This is a genomic window from Christiangramia fulva, assembly GCF_003024155.1.
GTDB classification, from domain to species: Bacteria; Bacteroidota; Bacteroidia; order Flavobacteriales; family Flavobacteriaceae; genus Christiangramia; species Christiangramia fulva.
This window is the reverse complement of the sequence record NZ_CP028136.1, coordinates 2,358,700-2,378,949: the sequence shown is the minus strand read 5'-3', so window position 1 is coordinate 2,378,949 and position 20,250 is coordinate 2,358,700. Positions and strand designations below refer to the sequence as shown.

The following is a 20,250-nucleotide window of genomic DNA, read 5'->3' as shown; positions in this document are numbered from 1 at the left end:
TTTTGTAATCGATTGCACTAATGTAATTAATAATTGTTTACTTCCAAAGATAAATAGCAAAAACTGACTCAATAGTCTATGAATAAATGCTTTTTAAGATAAAAATTTCAGGATGGGAACAATTTTTAGCAAAAATAAAGAATCCTTTCTTGAAACCTTTCTGGCAAGTAAAGGCAGCCAGAGCATTAAACATTGATCTTTAATTTTATTATCCTTTCGTAAACTCCAGATTAAAAAAAAGCACTATCTACCAAATTTCAGAATTCGGTAAATAGTGCCTTATTTCCAATTAGATCAATTCAACCATTTTAAAATGAATGAAATTGATTTTTTTAGAATTCAAATGCCCCAAGATCTGGCGCGGAACCATTGTAAGGAAGACCCACATCAACTCCTGCATCAATAAGATCACTACCCGAAACCAGGTGGAAAAAACTAACCTCAGGCAGACTACCGTCAGCTTTTCTGGCACTGGTAAGCTCAGAGTAATCGATGCTTTCAAAATCTTCATAAGTGGTCACGATACCATCCATCCAGCTATTATTACTCACATCAAGGGTTGTGGCATTTATGCTTCCTACATCGCCCAAAACATTGCTGTTCTTAATGGTAAGTTTTCCAAGAGGATTTGTACTACCGAAACCGTAATTTTTACCATTGTCATAAGCAGAACAATTATAAAGGGTTACATCTCCTCTGTTGCTGTTATGATCAAAACCATCGGCAAAATTTCCTGCCGCGATACATCTTACGTAGAGGGCATTATGTTTCAGATCTTTATTATCACTTCCTCCGGTTTTGAAGCCGTTACCATCTCCTCCGCTTGGAGTGCCATCTTTGAGATAACCATTTTTAATAGACCAGCAATTCTCGTAAGAGGTGGTAACATTATCACCATTTCTCAGGTAACCATCCCAACCATCATCGAGATTTTGCCATGCCCTGCAACCTACAAATTTGTTCCCGCTACCTACATCCAGTTTAGCGGCAAACCCATCAGCATTCTCAAGGGAAGAATCGGCGTTAAAATAAGAATCGCAGTTCAGGATCGTGTTGTTGGAAGCACCACTATTCAGCTGAAGACCTGTATCTGCACATTCAGAGAAAGTACAGAATTCAACAATATTACTATTTCCTGTTACCTGCATCCCGTTATCCCCGGCCTTATAAACATCGATTCCTTTTATATGCCAGTAATTCGCTTTCAATTCAATTCCCCTGTTAGATGAACTTTCGCTCATCGAAGAAAAATCGAATTTTGGGCGGCTATCATCACCTGGATAGGCCAAAAGGGAAATCATATTGCCTGCACTACCACTGGTATTGATCTGGATTGGCGAATTAAAAGTATAATCTCCACCATGGATATAAATATTTTCCCCAGGCATTGCTGCAGCAATGGCATCGAGAATTTCCTGAGAAGTACTTACCACTTTACCATTAATAGAAGAGGAATTAACTCCCGTCCTGAATGAAAATGTATTGCTAATGGCTGTGTTTTTTCCATCGCTGGTTTCTACATGCCAGTAATAAACTGAATTGGGATCAACCTGGATTTCCATGGAAGTTTCAGTAAGGCCTTTCCATTCTTCCAAAGGTTCCTGATTTCCATCTACTGCATCTGCGAATAGAGTAAAAGTAAGTGGATCACCATCAATATCGGTTAGATCACTTTCCCATTCCAGGGTTACTTTTCCATCAACCGGTGTAACCGTAGCTCCTGAGGCTGGTGCCAATAAAGTGGCGGGAAAGGGAACGTTATTCGATCCTGCCTCTCCGGCAACATAGAACCTGTAAGGATTAGAAGTAGTAGTTTCTTCTCCTCTATTTTTTGAAACAATAACCCATGAATATGGATTTCCTCTTTCAAGTCTTACCATTAAAGATGTAGTGGTAAGGTTGGGTCTTTTAGTTACCTCCTGGGTTGCCAAATTCGTAATAACGAGATCATAACGTTCGGCATCACTTGCTTCATTCCATTCGAAAGCTACTTCTGCCATGTTTGCAACGACCTCACCCACTTCGCATTCTGTATTATCCTGTGGAAGTACAAGTTGTGCGGCTCCAGGAGTATTAAAGTTGATGATTTCAGAATCATCCTCCTTGGAGCAAGACACTGCTATAGTACCCATGAAAAAAATGAGAAGGAGTTTTATAAAAGGTATATTTATAGACTTTTTCATAATTTAATAACTTTTAATGATTTACTTACCTTTTCTGACTTCAACAGAAGAAAATATACCCCATTGCTATAATTGGTAAGATCAAGATTCAGAACCCTGTCTGAAGGTATATCCATATTTCCTGAATAATATTCTCTTCCGCTTAGATCGATAAGCGACACATCTATATTGGTATCGTCTCCGTTGATGTAAACCTTAAGTTCCCCCATTGTAGGATTTGGAAATAGTACCACATCGTCAGACATCAATACTTCTTTGAAAACTTTGCCCTGACAATCTGAATTGGTATAAATCGCGAATTTATTTTTCCCGGGTTTAAGATCCAGCACTATGCTCGATTGAGTGGTAGAAATTGTTTCACCATTATGATCAATAGAATATGCCTTGGAACCTGACAATGAAAAGGTCACAGTATTATTTGAATAATTTACCGATGAATAAGCTGCCAACGGAGCAGGACCTTCAATGGTTACACTGAAACATTGTTCATAATTATCACGGGAATCTATGGTTATGCATATAGCATAAGTTCCTGCCTTCAGATTTTCGATATTAGCTGAAAATCCGTTGGAAGAGGATAAGCTTGCAGAGCCGGTATCTGCTCCTGTAACCGAAACATTATAAGTATAACTGGTATCTTCTGCACTAATACTGATATAGCCATCATTATTTCCATTACAGCGAACATCGTGTACAGTTATGTTGTAATTATCGGCAGCCAGATTAAAAACCTCACAACCAAATACATCAACGACTGCTCCTTCCGGGGAATTAGGACAATGGTCCTCGCTATCTACCAGGCCGTCGCCGTCACTGTCGTCACAAACATCTCCAATTCCATCACCGTCCATATCGGCCTGATCTGAATTTGGAGTGGACACGCAATTATCATCAATATCCAGGATACCGTCATTGTCGGTATCATCATTGGCAACGAGGGCTGGAAGAGGATCCCATCCATCATTTCCCTTGGTAAAATTAAAGGTTGTGATATCGGTACCATCTTTAAGAACCGGGCTGTCAAGCACGGTTGACCATGAAACGCGATCTGCGGAATGGTCTACCCCAGAAGCTTCAATTGTTCCGTATTCATACATTTTTTCAGATTCACCTCCAAGGCTGCTTTTCCAACCTTCGGGGTTTATTAAAGACTCTCCTTCATAACCTGGATAGGAAGAAGTATCTATATAAGTTTTAAAGAATACAACTTCGCTGGTATTGGCCTGCCATGGCCTGCCAAAGTATCCGGGTTTTGCTCCCTGGGAGGAAGCTGTATTAACACCTGGTACTGTTGAAATTATATTCGTTTCATACATAAGAAAACCTCTACCGCCATCCTGTTGCGCAGCGGTAATATAAGCGGCGTCACTACTTACATCGCTGGTGTTCAACACAAGATCTGATTTATAAAAAACCGCGGTCATTCCACCAAAAATATAATCTACCGCGCCCATCATGGCTCCTTTATAAATTACCACCCTGGCATCAGATCCTCCGTAAAAAGAATCCTGTCTACCAACAATCCGGCATTTGTACAGAATAACTTTATCTGACCCCCCGGCTATGCCAATGGCAGCAGCTCGTTCTACAAAGCTTCGGTTCTGTACGCTGGTATTACCGTAACCGGTAGGACGCTCGCCACGGTTACCACTTACCATAACAACGATGTCTTCCGATTCTTTTTTAGAGATATACTGATTAAAGGAGTTCTCAATAATAAGGTCTTCAGCGATAAATCCATCGGCAGAAACCACTAGAGTCGCATCCCAATAAGAACCATTGGTTGTTCCTGATACATTATCATACGGCTGAGATCCATTTGCTTTATTAACGGCCAGCGCTTCTGCATTCCATTTATTATCGGTTCCCTGGCTATAGTAATTGTAGCCATATCCATAATATGAGGTAATACGTACGGCATTATCGGCAATATCAACTCCCTGATTGGTAAGTTCGATACTTGGTATAGAAGCTGCATTTTTCAAAGTGATATTATTCTCATTGATCACCAGCATTTCTTCATAATTGCCCGGATCTATAAGAACAGTTACACGTTCATCGTTTGGCCTGTCCATTCTTGAAATCGCATCAAGTGCTCCATTTATGGTTTGGTAATCTTTATCCACCCCTACAGTTATTATTGCAGAAAATGGTACTACATCAATCACCTCTATATTGGTAATATAAGTAGTGGCGTTTATACTTATCACTGCTGAACCTGCTTCAGTCCCGGGATACACATAGGTAACATGCTCTAATTGTGAAGTACTGCCGCTATTAGTGGTGATCGCATCGCCTCCATCAATGTTGAAATCGGCTGCATAATAATAGGTCACTATCATTTTCTGGCCAGGTTGCAATGGTACTTCAATAGTTCCACCGCTACCGCCAACGAGGTGACCTTTTGCCTTTTCGTTCTTAATGCTTCCTGTAAAGGTAAGCCCCTTATAAAATTCTGTATCATTTGTTATGACAACGTCATCAAACGTCCAGTTTGTCACGTTTTCGAAATCCAGCGTCTTTGTAACCGCTTCCCCCTGAATGGTCAAATTGGAAGTGGGAGCCAACTGTAACGGATATTTATCCAGACCACTAGCGCTAACTTTATAAACACCGTCTCTTAAAGCTACTGCACTAATATCTGAAAAAGTATAAGAGTACCCAGATTCGTTCAAATTGGTAAAAGTTAACACCAAATCAGCTTTTTGAGCATCAGTAAGTCCATTTGCAACAATGGTCACTTCCTGTAATGGTTTGGGATCAAAAGTTATATTGTGATTGGTATCACCCGAAATTTGTAAAATGTTATCCGGAATGTAGTAATCATTAACACCTTCGGCCTGAATCGTATAATCAATACCGGGTTCCAGCTGAACCGTATACGTGCTGGCATCTTTATCCAGTACTGGCTGCGGCACATATATGCTATTTGCATCAGGATCTGGAATAAAACTCAGACTTAGATCCTGAATATGATCCCCAAGACCAATAATTGATCCTGAAACCGTATAGATCTCTACTTTTTGAATATTTATATCATAGGAAGTAGTGGCCTCGGTTACCTCTAAAGTCGTTCCATTGGAGATGATATAGCCATTCGCGTCTTCCAGTGAAAGGCTATATTGATATCCTACAGGAAGGCTTACCTGATAAGTTCCTCCAGAAGGAGTCACATTCCATGTCTTTCCGGCTTCATTGGTAAAGTTGATGCTATAATTGTCCGGAATACCGGCAGCTTCAGTCAAATCTACATTTCCGCTTAAATCCACGTAAGTGGCAGATTTTCTTATTATCCTAAAGTAGCTAGGTTTATCGGCAGCATCATAGATGTGATAAGTACCACCTTCTTTTGCTACGAAATTTACCTGGGTAACCTCTCCTCCAACATCAGCAACATCATTTTGTATTGAAGGATCTGCCACATATTCGAAATGAAGTTTCCCCACGCCGTCCTGACCGAGCACCCAAAGGCTCACCTCATCATCTTCACTGAGCGTAATGCTCATATATCTTCCGGTAGCTCCTCTTGAATTGACATAGACTCTTCCTGTAAATACATCAGATGAAACATTCTCGTCATATCTAGTAAGATTGGTATTTGTAGTTCGCAACCGATCATTTCCACCACCTATCCAGCTTAATACACCGGCAGTAAAATCGGGTAGAACATTTCCTGAACTTCCCGGGGTAATTGATTCGTCGTACCAGGAATTGATAATATCTACTGTTAGCCTGTTATTATATTGAGATTCATCGAGCTGTTCGGCGCCAAAATCCCAAACATCTGCAAGCCCATTGGAAGGTTCAATAGCGGCAGCGTTCTCAATCACAAGGCCATGAATGTACACCTCGGCGGTAGGAAAATTGTCGCTTTTCAGAGTTGCTGTTATTTTTCCCGCAGGACCTGAGTAAGTAAAGCTTGATGCGTAAGCATCAGCTCCACCAATATTTTGGCCAGGAATAGAACCTAAAACATTGCCGTCTTTATCGGTAAATTCGAATACAGCATCGGTTGCCGATCCATAAGTACAAACTATAAAACTGATGGTTGCATTCCCCGCCACCATCATATCTACAGAATTTCCGGGAAACATCACTAACCCGTGGGTTGAATCGTGATATCCAAATTTCAGAGACTCATCATTGGTATTACTATTAATAGTAAAAATTCCATCGTTAGTCTGGAAAGTATCATACCGAAGCGAGGTATAAGAGGTTTGGGGAATTTCAGAACCATCAGCAAAACTGTAGGTGTAAGTTTTTCCTGCCTCGGCAGCGGCACTAGTGTTATTGTCTTTGATACTAACATCAAACGATGAAGTACTTTCAGTTACCTCTAAAGTAGTAGCACTGGATATACTATAACCATCAGCTCCTTCAAGGGAAAGGTCATACTGATAACCCACAGGTAAATCAACATTATAAGTTCCGCCGGCAACTGTCGAACTCCAGGTTTTACCTGCGGCATTTGTAAAAATAATACTATAGCCGTCAGGAATCCCAGGGGCAGCAGTTACATCTAAATTTCCTGTAATAGAAGCATATGTGGCACTTTTCCGAACCACTCTGAAGTAGCTGGGTTTATCGGTATCATCATAAATGTGATAATTACCTGCCTCTTTAGCAACAAAAGTCAATTCGGTGGGCTCTGTTCCCACAGCAAATGCATCATTTTGCAGATTTGAGTCGGCCACATAATCAAAATGAATATTTCCATTACCGTTTTGACTACGCGCCACAACTGTTACCACGTCATCCTCATTCAAATCAAGATTAAGGTATCTTCCGGTGGCTCCCGAGGAATTCACATAGATCCTTCCTTTGAAATCGGGGTAATCGTTAATATTTTCATCGTACCGGGTTAGATCGGTATTGGTGGTACGTAATCGGTCATTTCCTCCTCCTGTCCAGCTCAATATACCAGTGGTAAAATCAGGTAAAACGTTTCCTGAACTTCCCGGAGTGATAGAAGCATCATACCATGAATTAATTACATCCACGGTTAACATGTTGTTGTACTGGGAAGCATCCAGCTGGGTAGCACCAAAATCCCAGACATCGGGTAAATTTTGTGAATAGCCCTTAAATAATCCCAGCAAAAGGAAAAGAGCTAATAGTTGTAGTTGTTTCTTCATTCCATAAAGTTTAAGTTGATTTTAGTATTAGAATTTTATATAAAAGCCTTTAGTTTTATTCCTGTACTTTATTTGAATCCTGCCTTTTTATTAAAATTTCATAATCGAAATCGTTTTCGTCCAAAGGTCTTTAGGTTCCGGTTTTCGTAAAATTGGACCACTTAAAAAATTGAATTAAAAAATCAATCTGTCGGGCTTATTTCTGAAAAGGAAAAAGGTTTGTTTTTTAAAGTTTATCGTTTTAGAATATCTTTTTCTTATCAATATCAGGATATGTTAGTCATAATAAAAGGGTATGCATTTTTCAACACATACCCTTTTGTCATTATTTAAAATAAAACACCATTATTAACTATCTCCAACGTGGATCGCCCACCTGATTATCTATTAAAGTTTGATTGGTGATCGTAAAATCTCCAGAGGCAGGGTCAACAAATCCCGGATCTAATGTTGTATAATTATTGTTATCAAAGATGTATTGAGAGGTATCGTAGAATCCTGGTGCATTGAAATAATTGTTATTCAAAAATGTGGGAGATTCATCAATACCAGATCTGTCAGCATAACCTTCTGAAGCAGTTTGAGCGATGATAGTATTTTTAACTATTACATCGTTGGAGACAAATCTTACATACAATAATCTTCTACTATCGTTATCAGCACATGCATAAATAGTTGTGCTATCAATAAGAATATTCGCTGTTAAACCAGTATCATTAGAAGTACCACTGGCATCCAACCTAATAAAGTCACGACTAGGAGCACAGTTGTAGAAGGTATCATTTATGAGATTAATATTCAGCACATCAGAATTTCTGAAATCTATGAAATCACCGCCTGAAGTAAAGATATCATACACAATACTATTCTCAACAGTAAGGGTTTGCAGGATCGCATCAGTCTCATTACCAGCAATAAAGGAACGTGAGTAATCATGAATTCTGCTACCGCTTATTAAAAGGGAATTATAATTTCCCGGACCAGTATATCTTACCACATCCTGAAGTTCTGACGAACCTTCCCCGGCTCCCTGAAGCTCAAGATCTATTAATGCAACATCCTCAGCGCCAGCAACAAGTTCAAAGTTCACTTTAAGCAATGGTTTATTATAACTTCTTAAACCTCTTATGGTAATCGATTTATCGAGGGTAATTGTTCCAGATTGATCGGTATAATCACCGGCCTCAAGTACAAGAATATCACCAGGACTCGCGTCTGCTATCATCTGCATAAGATCATCTTCTACAGTAACCAGTTTACCATCACCAATATCTATTCCAGTGGTAAATTCTTTTACTCCCCGTCTTTGAGTGCCGTTAAGCAAAACTGCTGTATAATCGGTTTCTGGTGTCAGGCCTGTGACTGTGGCCACACCACTTGCCTTCTCCTCTGCTGATAATGTATAGGTTATATCACCCGGGTTTAAACTTATTGCAGTAACTTCACTATTAGGCACCCATCTAAATGTCGCCTCTTTGGCCTTGATATCTCCAGGTTCGCCATCCAGGAAAAGTTGCTCGGTCAAAGTCCTAACGGTCGTAGTTGCCCAGGAAGAATCATCAATACCACGATCGCTTATAGTCTTCACTCTCACCGAGTATAAAGTTTCACTTTCTAATGGTACCAGAACCGGCAATTCATCCGGATTTACTTCAATTGTTTTTACAATATTGTTGAATTGCAGGGAATCTTTTGCGAATTCCACTATATAACTATTGGCATTATCATCAACCGTCCAGTTCAATTCAACATTCACCTGATTTCTCACGTGAGATTGGAGGTTTACCGGCGCAAATTCTCTGCTTACTGGTAGTTCTTCTATAAGTTCCTTATCATAATCACAACCCGTTACGGTAGCTGCAAGCAGAATAGCTATAAGTAAACTTTTAAGGATATATTTTACTTTCATAATTCAAATAATTAATTCTTTTTTTAGGTTCTAGTAACCGTAATCGTTTACTAATTTACCGTTGCTGGCGTCAATAAAAACCTGCCATATGGGCCAGAATTGCCTTTCATTTGGATTGACTCCAGGTTTGTAAAGAGTATTTATCATTTCTTCAAGAGACTGATCCCATGGGTATGCTGAAAATTCAGGACCCGGATTTCCGGTTTCCCCTCTGTTAAGACCATAAATTTCTAAAGAAACACCGTCCTCGGCATACTTATAATATAGCGTGGTAGGAACATTAGCATATTCGCCTGTTCGGTTTTCGAGATTCGTTAGTTTTTCCTTCTCTTCGTCTAATTTGGTCTTTAAAAGATTCCATCGAATAAGGTCCATCTTTCGATCCATTTCACCTGTATATTCAAACTTATATTCCTTTACAATTGCGTTAAACATAGCATCTTTACTGGAAAGTCCGTCGACATAGGAATCAACTTTTTCGGCCTGTTGGTCTGAAGGGAATGCCCGTCTCCGAATTTGTTTAAGATAAGGAGCCGCTGCTGCCGGTCCCTCCAGCTCATTAGCTGCTTCTGCAGCAGTTAATAAGACCTCTGCGTACCGCATGTATAAATAATTAACGCCGTCATCATTCGTAGAAGTCACATAACGGTCCATCCATTCATATCGATACTTCCCAAAATACCAGGTATCAATAGCGGTAAGTTCCTGTTGGGCAATCCCTTCTACAGCGGTACCCCACTGATAGGGAACACAAGTAACTTCTCTACGGGTGTCAGTTTGATCAAAATCGTAAAATACAGTAGATGTAGGACCTGCGGTACCCCCTCTTGGTTGACCTGTAAACTGGTCTACACTACGGTGGCGAACAGCAAATGAAAACAATACCCGACCTCGACCGCTGGCAAAAGGAATTTCCCATAAAGCTTCTCCACCGGCATTTAAGTCTTCGCGATTATATTTCTTCCAAAATGTTCTAAAAGACGGTTCAAGATGAGCCTTCCCACTATTAATAACTGACCGACATTCATCAAGTGCCAACTTATACATTTTTTGAACAGAAAGGTCTGGATCATTACTTCTTCTTATTCCATCAGGATATTGTTGATAGCCTGAAGCTACCATTGCCAATCTCGCTCTAAATCCTTTAACAAATGCTTTGTTAATACGTTCCACCGTAGAAGTCGCCGGAGTTTCATTTGGCCAGGCCACAAGTGTCTCTGCTTCTCCCAAATCACTGATTAGTCGCTTGTAAATTGTATCACGACTTGTTTTAGGCAGATAAAGAGTTTCTGTTGTAATGGGTTCAAAACGAGCCGGAACATCTCCCCAGGTTTTTAAAAGATCTGCATAATAAATTGCTCTATAAGTAAGAGCTGCTCCTAAAAGCTGACCAAAATCGGTACCTGGTTCCGGGTTTCCATAATTTCGTAATCCTCTTATTACGATATTAGCTCTTTCAATTCCCTGGTACATCATTGCCCAGGCATTATTATCGGTATTCATTCTGGAATTGTTGGGTTTGGCATCATAATACACCAGATCAGCATCTGAACCTTCATCCCCCGAACTATAATTATATTCAACATCGGTATTAAATCCGTAATAGGGAATCCATCGTCCTCTGTAAGAATTAGTTTGCCCCATTGGCTCCAGTATTCCATCTACAGCACCTGTTGCCAAATCTACTGTTGAAAAAATAGTGGATTCATCGAGTGATGATTTTGCAGGTGCGTCCAGAAAATCCTTATCTAAAAAATCTTCCTCACAGGACACCACCATGCAGGCAATTAGAAGTACCGAACAGGTTTTTATTAAGTTTTTCATTTTCATCTAAATTTTAAAAATTAAGGTTTAAACCAAATACCACTTGTCTACTTCTAGGAAATGGTGAATAATCCACCCCTGGAGTTAGAGGGGTTTTCCTTCTGGTAGAAACTTCAGGGTCAAGACCCGAATAATTAGTAAGAATAAATACATTATTAGCCGTTGCATACAATCTGAGTTTTGTAATACCAGCTTTCGACATAATTTCATTAGGAATAGTATAACCCAATGTGATGGTATTCAATCTTAGAAAAGAACCATCTTCTACCGCCCAGTCACTGAATACGTAGCTTCGCATATAAGGAGACCACATGGTAGTGTTGGCGTTCGCAGCTGCAAGTGCATCAGGATCGGTTATTAATTGTCCGGTTTCCGGATTAAGGTTTGTCCATCTCTGGCCATCAGCCATGTCGCCACTTAGGTTTCTATATTGACTGTTTTCATTAGCCGTGGTAAATTGAATCTTGTTTGCATTATAAACATCATTACCCACACTGTAATTAAAGGCCGCTGAAAAATCAAAACCATATGCATAGGCATTAATTACCATACCGCCGGTATAATCTGGATTGGCATCTCCAATAATAGTATTATCATTAATATCCACCACACCATCACCGTTAATATCTTTTAATTTCAAAGAACCCGGCATTATATTACCAACAACGGCACTATTATCTACAACATCTGGCTTGAGTGTATAAGAATTGGTAGCTGGATCAAAATTAAAGTCAGACACTTCATAACGGCCATCATTTTGATAACCATACATAGTTCCCACAGGATGATCTACCCAGACAGCATAGTCACTTCCAATTTGAGAAGATGCCCAACCCGAATACTCCTGGTAATTCTCCAATGAACCAAGCGAATTGATCTTATTCCTGTTTGCTGATACATTGAACGAGAAATTCAAACCGTAATCTGCCTTTGTAATTGCATTGATATTTAAAGATCCTTCTACACCAGTATTTTGAATCTCTCCAAGGTTTCTATATTGATATTCATATCCAGATCCGGGAGTACGAAAAGCAAGCAATAAGTCTGTAGTAAGATTCTTGTAAGCCTCCACACTTCCACTTAAAATCCCTTTGAACAATTCAAAGTCAAGACCAATATTTTCAGTAACTGTGGTTTCCCACTTCAGATCAGGATTAGCCAAAACTCTTGAAGCCGACCAGTAATTGGGAATTCCATTCAAATAAGTAGTTGTATTAGACTGAAAACTTTGTACAGTTTGGCCGGATGGAATATTATTATTACCTGCTTCACCATAACTTAGTCTCAGTTTGAGAGCATTAAGCCAGTTTACATCTTTTAAAAAATCTTCTTCTTTAATTTTCCACGCAACGGCCGCCGAGGGAAAAAATCCCCAACGATTATTGCCCAGAAATTTACTGGAACCATCCGCACGGTATGTAGCAGTTGCCAGATACTTGTTCTTAAAATCATAATTAATACGACCAAAGAAGGATAAAAGCTTATCATCTGGGCTATAAAAATTATCCACGCTCTGAGGAATTCCCTGTGTAGTTAATTTTCTTGTAGTTTCGAAATCAAAATCTTTGGGATAGCCCTGAATTTCGGTAGTTTCTTCATTGTTTTTGGTTACGATCATCTCTTCACCCAAAAGCAACTTCAAACTATGATCTTCACCTATCAATTTATCAAAATCGTAATTAAAGGTATTGGCATTCCTGAAGCTTTCTCGTTTTCTGTCACTATATACCAATGAAGGCAATCCCTGGTTTTCTGCCGAAGGTCTGTTTCGGGAATAATAAGTAGACCGGCCATAAAAACGATAATCCTGATCAATACGGTAATCCAAACCAAAATCAGATTTAAATTTTAGATTATCGATAATATTCCATCCAAAACTTCCTAACATATTGAAATTTTTTCTTAATTGTTGCCTCTGGTTATCGGCCGTCGCAACAAAAGGATTTACCAGATAACCTGCCAGAGCTTCGTCTGTATTCGTAGTCGTTAGACCAGAGATCGGGATTGGTGAATATTGAACGCTGTATTTTAAGCGAGAATCAGCAGAAGAGACTTCATTTTGCTCATTGGCACCTCCACCATTAATTTCAGTATCGGAATAGCGAACGGTAAAAGATAAATCTACCTTCTCTCCTGCCTGACTTTTTAGTGCCAGGGAAAGGTTGTCTCTTTTAAAATCTGAACCAACCATTATGGTACTGACATCATAATGTGCATAATTGAAGTTAAAATTAGCCTTTTCAGACCCACCTCTAATAGCCAGGTCGTGGCTCTGCACCTCTCCCATATTTCCGTAGATCTGTTTTTGCCAGTTATTACCTTCCTGGCCTTTATACAAATCATAATCCTGCCATAACCCAAAATATCTTTCATAAGAGTCAAGGTGATCAGGATCCCTAAGAAGAGCATATTCATATTGCCATTTAACGAAATCTTCAGGTGAAAGAACATCAATAGTTTTGGCAATTTTTTGGAAACCGTGAAATGCATTTACACTCACAGCGATTTTACCGGCTTTACCATCTTTTGTAGTAATAATAATAACACCATTTGCACCTCTTGAGCCATAGATAGCCGTAGATGAAGCATCCTTAAGCACCGAAATACTTTCGATATCTGTCGGGCTGATATCACTCATACTATTCACGGGAAAACCATCGACAATTATCAAAGGAGAACTGTCTTGAGTTAGCGAGCCATTACCGCGAATTCTAATATTTATTTCTGCATCTGGAGAACCTTCTGTTGATAACACCTGAACTCCCGCAAGACGTCCGGAAAGAGTTTCGGCCACGCTGGATTTTGCCTGCTCCTGGAGATCACTACCGGAAATAGAAACCACCGATCCTGTTAAATCTGATTTTTTAGTAGTGCCATATCCTACCACTACGACCTCATCAAGAGAATTTTGATCAACCTGAAGTGTTGCATTAACGGTGTTTCTTCCATTTACTTCAGTTTCGAGAGTCTTAAATCCAACATAACTAAAAACAAGAACTGCATCAGGACCTGAAACCTGGATTGAATAATTTCCATCAAAATCGGTCATGGTACCATTAGATGTTCCCTTTTCAAGTACGTTTACCCCGGGAAGAGGAGTATTATCTTCTCCATCTACCACAGTGCCACTCACCGCAAACGATTGCGCAAATGCCGAATTAAGAGAAAAAATGAAAAGGAGAATCAGAAAACTACCTTGCCGCCAGTTATCCGAAAACAATTTTTGCCTGCAATTAAGCAAGAAGTGATTGCTTTTAAATTCCAGAAAGTTTTTCATAAAATTAGTTTGAATTAGTTAATAAAGTTGTCCCTCCAGCCTTATGCCTTTTGAGACTTTCCTGATATCACTTTAAACATTTGTTAGTTTTTTCTTAATCGTAAAAATTAGTTCAAATGCTTATCCAGCGAAATCCGGCTTCAATTCTTTTTGCATTAATATTTATTTAACAATGTAATCGATTACGTAAATATAGAAAAAAACCTTTGTGGGCTATTAATTTATGTTGTAAAATGATCTTGAATTTTCAAATAAGCTATTTTGAATGTTTAAAAATGAAGGATATATAGCTATAACAAAGAATTTTTCTTTATCAGGTTTAATATCCGGCAATATTTAAAGCAAATTCTGAACTATTTTATTTGTAATCGATTGCACTAAAGTATAAATAATTTTTAATCATGCAAAAGAAATTTGTTTTTTCTGCCAAAAATGAAAAAAACCACCGAATACTTTAAGAATTTGAAGTATTGAAAAACCTCTAAATTCAAACCTTTCCAATAAAATATGAAATTTTAATTTTTTTTATATCTTGCATTTGATTCAATCGATTGCATCTGTGCAATCTTTTTATAAATTTCTTTCATGAATGAAAAGGACAAAGTGACCATCTATGATATTTCAGAAAAACTGAATATCAGTGCCGCAACTGTTTCCAGGGCCCTTAACGATAACCCCAAGATTAGCATTAAAACAAAAGAGCTGGTGCTAAAGACTGCAGCAGCTATGAATTACAAGCAAAACCGCCTGGCCCAGGCTTTAAAAAGCGGAAAGACAAATAATGTAGGTGTAATTGTGCCTTATATAGATCGGAACTTCTTTTCTTCGGTGATTCGCGGTATAGAAGAAGAACTATCTCCTCATGGTTACCACGTCATCATCTGTCAGAGCCACGAAGATGTTACCAACGAGATCACACAGATCAATACGTTGCTCAACACACAGATTGACGGAATTTTCATGTCGATATCAAAAACCACACAGGACACCAGCCATATCCAGAAGGTTCTCCAGGAAAAGACACCTCTTATATTCTTTGACCGTAAAAAAGACCTGCCCGGCTTCAGTTCAGTAACCATTGATGACTTTAATGGAGGTTTTTCAGCCACAGAACACCTTATCAATCAGGGTTGTACTAAAATTGTCCATTTTTCAGGAGATCTTAACCTCGATATTTATAAAAACAGGTGTGACGGCTATATGGCGGCCCTAAAAAAACATGGCCTGCCCATTCGTAAAGAATACATTATTCAGGTAAACAGTAAAATAGAATCCGGCGCTTCTGCAATTTCAGAATTATGGGAGTTGGAAGATAAACCCGACGCAATTTTCTCGGCGGGAGATTACGCGGCACTCGGGGCCATTCAGGAATTAAAAAGGAGAAAGGTCAGGATACCGGAAGACGTTTGTGTAGTTGGTTTCAGTAACGAACCATTCACGAAATATATGGAACTACCCATGAGTTCGGTAGATCAAACTCCTTTGGAAATGGGCAAAATTGCCGCTCAGGTATTTCTGGAACAAGTAAAGGGAAAACAAACTCTTACCATCGAAAAAAAGGTAGTACTTACTCCTGAACTTTGCATCAGGGATTCCTCAAACCGAATTGGGAAAGCCATACCTACTGTTGCATAGAAGGAACAGAAATTTCCACACCTTTCCTTTCAGCGGAAATATAGGCGGCGTAAATAGTCGCAATGACATCGGCGGCCAAATGGCTGTTGCTTTCTACGGGATCTCCGCTAACAGCAGAAGCGTAAAAAGCATCCATTTCATGCTGATAGCCATTAAACCAGGCTTCATCTGGTGAAATATTAGACCATCCTTGTTTCGTTCCTGTTTTTTCCACCACATAAATATCCCTGAAGTTCTCTTCAACGGGATTATAGGTTTGCATGGCGTTGTTAGGTGTAAGATTGCAGATGCTGCGGTGGTTGTTCGCATGAACTTCCAGGTAGTTCTTTACTCCTCCATGTAATAATTCGCTCGCCAGGATATCTGCGATGGTACCGTCTTCAAAGGTGACGTGAATATTCGCATAATCTTCCACGTCGGTATAGGAATCGCGCAAATGACCTTCATTCTGAAAATTTTCCATTCTGGTGATCGCATGCGTTCGGGCAGAAACTGACCTGGGACGAATAGGTTTTCCGAAGCGTACCCGCCCCTCAACATGCTTAAGATAAACAGCACCCGTTAAGGGATGGCAGCCTTTACCCATTAGAGAGCCACCTCCGGAAAATTGCCACTTTCCGTAGGCAGAAGAATGTGAACCCGAATGAGCTTGCTCTGCCTGTATCCACAGCACCTGGGCCTTCGTTTTCTCCAGGATTTCCCGTTCTTTCTGAATGGCCGGAGCATAGACCCAGTTTTCAGCATACATTATAGAGCCCTTGCTCTTCTCTTCTGCTGCCAGCATACGATTAATGCTTTCCATTGCCTTTTCCAGGCCTTTTTCCCGCGGAAAAGTATCCCCGTTAAAATCCTCTTCCTCTTCCCCGAAGTAACCGGTAAGCGGTTTCTCAATGATCACATCTTTATCCTGGTCCAGTACGGCAATAGCAATGGCTTCATGACTTACAGGCGGGGTACACAAATGCAGGATTTCCGAAGCTTCGATCAATCCTTCCAGGGAATCAAAGGCCCTGATATTCCTGTTATGTGCAAAATTGTTCCGGTTTTCTGAATTCCGGCTGTAAACGCCTACTACTTCCACGTTGGCACTGGTAAGTCTTTGCAAGGCATCCATATGAAAGCCTGAAGCATAACCAGAACCTATAATCCCCGCACGAATCGTCTTTTTGTTCATTTCTGAAAGGTTTTTTAAAGAGATACTCCCCTTTTCCACGGAATAAAATCATCCTGCTCCAGTTGGTCGGCTTTGGACTGGATCTCTCCACTGGCAACTTTTACGACGTATTCCAGGATCTCTTCGCCCATTTCTTCGATGCTCTTTTCGCCCCTGATCACAGCACCGGTGTCAATATCAATAATATCAGGCATTCTCCTGGCAAGTATTGTATTGGAAGCCACCTTCACTACCGGAGCGACCGGATTACCCGTAGGTGTTCCCAAACCAGTTGTAAAAACAACAATATTGGCACCCGATCCTACCAGGGCTGTCGTACTCTCCACATCATTCCCGGGAGTACAAAGCAAATTCAAACCATTTTTGGTCACGTATTCCCCGTAATCCAATACAGCTTCAATGGGCGAGGTTCCGCCTTTTTTGGCTGCTCCGGCCGACTTCATGGCATCAGTTATTAAGCCGTCTTTGATATTTCCGGGAGAAGGATTCATGTCGAAGCCAGAGCCTGAAGCAATGGCGGCTTTTTCATAGGCCCTCATCAATTCCAGAAAGCGATCGGCAGTAGCATCGTCAACACATCGGTTTACCAGTTCCTGCTCTACACCGCACAGTTCAGGAAATTCCGAAAGAATGGGGGAACCTCCCAGAGCCGCCAGAAGATCAGACGCGTAACCAAGAGAAGGATTCGCCGAAATTCCGGAGAAACCGTCAGAACCTCCACATTCCAGACCCATCTTGAGCTTGCTCAAAGGCGCCGGTTTTCGCTGAATTTCATTGGCTTTACGAATGCCTTCAAAAGATTCTTTAATGATCTTATTAAGCATATCATCTACCGTTCCTTCCTGCTGCTGTTCAAAGATCAGCACAGGTTTTTGAATATTGTCATTGATCTCGCTCAGCGCATTTTTAAAGATATCTACCTGCAAGTTCTGGCAGCCCAGACTCAGCACTGTTGCTCCTGCTACATTCGGATTGTTGACATAACCCGCCAAAAGCTTCGAAAGCGCTACGGCATCCTGTCTAATTCCACCGCAACCGCCCTGATGCGTGATGAATTTCACCTCGATATTCGAAAAAATTTCACGGTCTTCCCCAGCCTCCTCATCAAAAGCCTGGATATCTTCCCCGCTTATGAGATTACGCAGAAGTTGTCTTTGTTTCTTAGCCTTTTTGAAGGAAAGTTCAGCTTCAAAAACCTCCTTCAGCAGTTCCACATTGCGGTTCTCGCAGAACACCAGCGGAAAAAACAACCAGATATTATTGGTTCCCACCTGGCCGTCTGGCCGGTGATATCCCATAAAAGTACGATCTTTCCACCTGCTAATATCGGGAGCTTTCCACTTTAGCGTTTCAGTTCTTCCTGCAGTAGAATCGGCTTCATGCTTGATATTTGTCACGGTAAGGACTTCTCCTCTCCGAATCTTGGATACAGCTTTTCCCACCAGCACTCCGTACATATAGATGCTGTCGCCGGGTTCCAGATCAACAAGAGTGATCTTGTGTTTGGCTTTGGTATCGGCAAGAATGCTTATTTTTTCCCCTTCGAACTCCGGCTGGTCACCTTTCCACAGGTCAACAAGCGCAATAGCTATATTATCACCGGGATGGACCTTTATCAGTTTTTTTTGCATAATCTTTCTTTTTAAAGGTTACTGGTTAGGCAGTTTCCTGGAATTTGCGGAAAGCCTCCTCTACTCCTTTCAGTTCTATCAAATCAAGCGCCTGAATGGTCTTTTCTTTTAGCCCCGGCACTTTAGTTAAATCTTCACCCCAAAAACTTTCATTCCCAAGGATCTCCTCAACAATTTCTTTATAGCTGTTGAGCTCCCAGATCTTTTTGATCTCATTCACCACCTCCTGATCATCGTTTACGGGTAGGGCCTTTCCTCTCCATTCCCCTTTGTAAAAGCGCAGTAAACACGCCAGGGCAAAAGTGAGATGTACGGGCAGCTTATCAAATTTCTTCTGGTATGCCAGCAAACTCGGCAGCACCCGCACCTTGAATTTTGAAATGGAATTCAGGGCAATGCTGGCAAGCTGATGCTTGATAAAAGGATTCCTGAAACGATCAAAAACCTCATCGGCAAAGCTTTTCAGCTCTTCTTCGGAAAGGTCTAAAGTAGGATTGATCTCGTTGAAAACAGCTTTTTGTACAAATTCGCCGGTGAATTCATCGTCAATAGTTTCCTTGACGGTTTCATTGCCGTAAAGCAGGGAAAAAGGAACCATGGCGGTATGTGCCCCGTTTAGGATGCGCACTTTTCTTGTTCGGTAAGGCTGCATATCTTTTACAACCTGTATATTTTCATCAATTTTGTCAAAAGGAATTTTCTGTTTCAGTTTTTCGTCACCTTCAATGACCCAGAGCAAAAATACTTCGGCTGAAACGATCAGCTGGTCTTCGTATTGCAACTGAGATTGGTAAGATTCTATGTCATCTTTTGGGTAGCCAGGAACGATCCTGTCAACAAGGGTATTATGGAAGTCGTTCGCCTGCCCAATCCATTGAACAAATTCTTCGTCGAGATTCCAGAGATCGGCAAATTTAAGGATGATGCTTTTCAGTGTATCTGCGTTGTAATTGATGAGCTCACAGGGAATGATCGTCAAGCCTTTCTTCCTCTCCCCGTTAAAGTGTTTGAAACGCTCATAGAGCAATGCGGTCACTTTTGCCGGAAAACTCTTGTGAGGATAAGCCTTCAGCTTGTCATTTTCATCATAGGCGATGCCGGCTTCAGTAGTATTCGAAATTATAAAGGAAAGTTCAGGTTCTTTGGCCAAATTCAGGAATTCCTGGTAATCTTTATAAGGATTGATCCCTTTCTGGATACAGGTAATGGTCCTCTTTTCCTCAATCTGCTGCCCTTTTTTCACTCCTTTCATAAAGAGGTTGTACAGGCCATCTTGTTCGTTGAGCTTATCTACCAGGCCGCCGGCCAAAGGCTGAACCACTGCGACTCCGGCATTAAAATCTGCTTCCGCATTAAGCTTATCGATAATATAGTCCACAAAGGCTCTCAGGAAATTCCCTTCTCCAAACTGTACCACCTTAATGGGCAGTTTTTGGTCGAATCCTGTATTTTTTCTATTTAATTTTTTCATTTTGATCTTTT

The 20,250-nt window shown here is 40.5% G+C and carries 9 protein-coding genes; 1 reads left to right on the top strand and 8 read right to left on the bottom strand.

Features of this window, described 5'->3' with window-relative positions:
* Nucleotides 1-332 precede the first annotated feature (332 nt).
* The 5 genes from C7S20_RS10505 to C7S20_RS10485 all read right to left on the bottom strand — a co-directional run bounded on the left by C7S20_RS10505 (nt 333) and on the right by C7S20_RS10485 (nt 14,328).
* Nucleotides 333-2,183 carry a right-handed parallel beta-helix repeat-containing protein gene (locus C7S20_RS10505; protein ID WP_107012433.1) on the bottom strand — a complete coding sequence of 617 codons (1,851 nt, stop codon included), beginning with the start codon at nt 2,181-2,183 and terminating at the stop codon, nt 333-335.
* A complete protein-coding gene (locus C7S20_RS10500; protein WP_107012432.1) occupies nt 2,180-7,318 on the bottom strand; it encodes a pectinesterase family protein in 5,139 nt (1,712 codons plus the stop codon). Before C7S20_RS10500 ends, C7S20_RS10505 begins: the two co-directional genes overlap by 4 nt.
* 352 nt (nt 7,319-7,670) lie before the next feature.
* Nucleotides 7,671-9,227: a DUF5123 domain-containing protein gene (locus C7S20_RS10495; RefSeq protein ID WP_107012431.1), complete on the bottom strand. Its 1,557-nt coding sequence runs from the start codon at nt 9,225-9,227 to the stop codon at nt 7,671-7,673.
* Nucleotides 9,228-9,257: 30 nt separating this feature from the next.
* Nucleotides 9,258-11,051, bottom strand: a complete 1,794-nt coding sequence (locus C7S20_RS10490) for a RagB/SusD family nutrient uptake outer membrane protein (RefSeq protein WP_341476502.1) — start codon at nt 11,049-11,051, stop codon at nt 9,258-9,260.
* A 13-nt stretch (nt 11,052-11,064) separates the two neighbouring features.
* A complete protein-coding gene (locus C7S20_RS10485; protein WP_107012429.1) occupies nt 11,065-14,328 on the bottom strand; it encodes a SusC/RagA family TonB-linked outer membrane protein in 3,264 nt (1,087 codons plus the stop codon).
* 585 nt (nt 14,329-14,913) lie between these two features.
* On the opposite strand from C7S20_RS10485, the gene C7S20_RS10480 reads away from it, so the two are divergent.
* Entirely contained in the window at nt 14,914-15,963 is a 1,050-nt protein-coding gene (locus tag C7S20_RS10480; protein ID WP_107012428.1) for a LacI family DNA-binding transcriptional regulator, read from the top strand.
* On the opposite strand, the gene C7S20_RS10475 is transcribed toward C7S20_RS10480, so the two are convergent.
* From C7S20_RS10475 to C7S20_RS10465, 3 genes are read right to left on the bottom strand one after another with little or no spacing between them, the layout of a single operon-like run.
* Entirely contained in the window at nt 15,950-17,137 is a 1,188-nt protein-coding gene (locus C7S20_RS10475) for a Gfo/Idh/MocA family protein (protein ID WP_107014193.1), read from the bottom strand. The two genes, C7S20_RS10480 and C7S20_RS10475, sit on opposite strands and share 14 nt — an antisense overlap.
* A 14-nt stretch (nt 17,138-17,151) precedes the next feature.
* A complete protein-coding gene (locus tag C7S20_RS10470; RefSeq protein ID WP_107012427.1) occupies nt 17,152-18,768 on the bottom strand; it encodes a UxaA family hydrolase in 1,617 nt (538 codons plus the stop codon).
* A 25-nt stretch (nt 18,769-18,793) separates the two neighbouring features.
* Nucleotides 18,794-20,239, bottom strand: a complete 1,446-nt coding sequence (locus C7S20_RS10465) for a tagaturonate reductase (protein WP_107014192.1) — start codon at nt 20,237-20,239, stop codon at nt 18,794-18,796.
* Nucleotides 20,240-20,250 lie beyond the last annotated feature (11 nt).

Coding starts and splice junctions, on each gene's coding strand:
- C7S20_RS10505 (WP_107012433.1), bottom strand. CDS start 2,183: ATGAAAAAGTCTATAAATATACCTTTTATAAAACTCCTTCTCATTTTT.
- C7S20_RS10500 (WP_107012432.1), bottom strand. CDS start 7,318: ATGAAGAAACAACTACAACTATTAGCTCTTTTCCTTTTGCTGGGATTA.
- C7S20_RS10495 (WP_107012431.1), bottom strand. CDS start 9,227: ATGAAAGTAAAATATATCCTTAAAAGTTTACTTATAGCTATTCTGCTT.
- C7S20_RS10490 (WP_341476502.1), bottom strand. CDS start 11,051: ATGAAAAACTTAATAAAAACCTGTTCGGTACTTCTAATTGCCTGCATG.
- C7S20_RS10485 (WP_107012429.1), bottom strand. CDS start 14,328: ATGAAAAACTTTCTGGAATTTAAAAGCAATCACTTCTTGCTTAATTGC.
- C7S20_RS10480 (WP_107012428.1), top strand. CDS start 14,914: ATGAATGAAAAGGACAAAGTGACCATCTATGATATTTCAGAAAAACTG.
- C7S20_RS10475 (WP_107014193.1), bottom strand. CDS start 17,137: ATGAACAAAAAGACGATTCGTGCGGGGATTATAGGTTCTGGTTATGCT.
- C7S20_RS10470 (WP_107012427.1), bottom strand. CDS start 18,768: ATGCAAAAAAAACTGATAAAGGTCCATCCCGGTGATAATATAGCTATT.
- C7S20_RS10465 (WP_107014192.1), bottom strand. CDS start 20,239: ATGAAAAAATTAAATAGAAAAAATACAGGATTCGACCAAAAACTGCCC.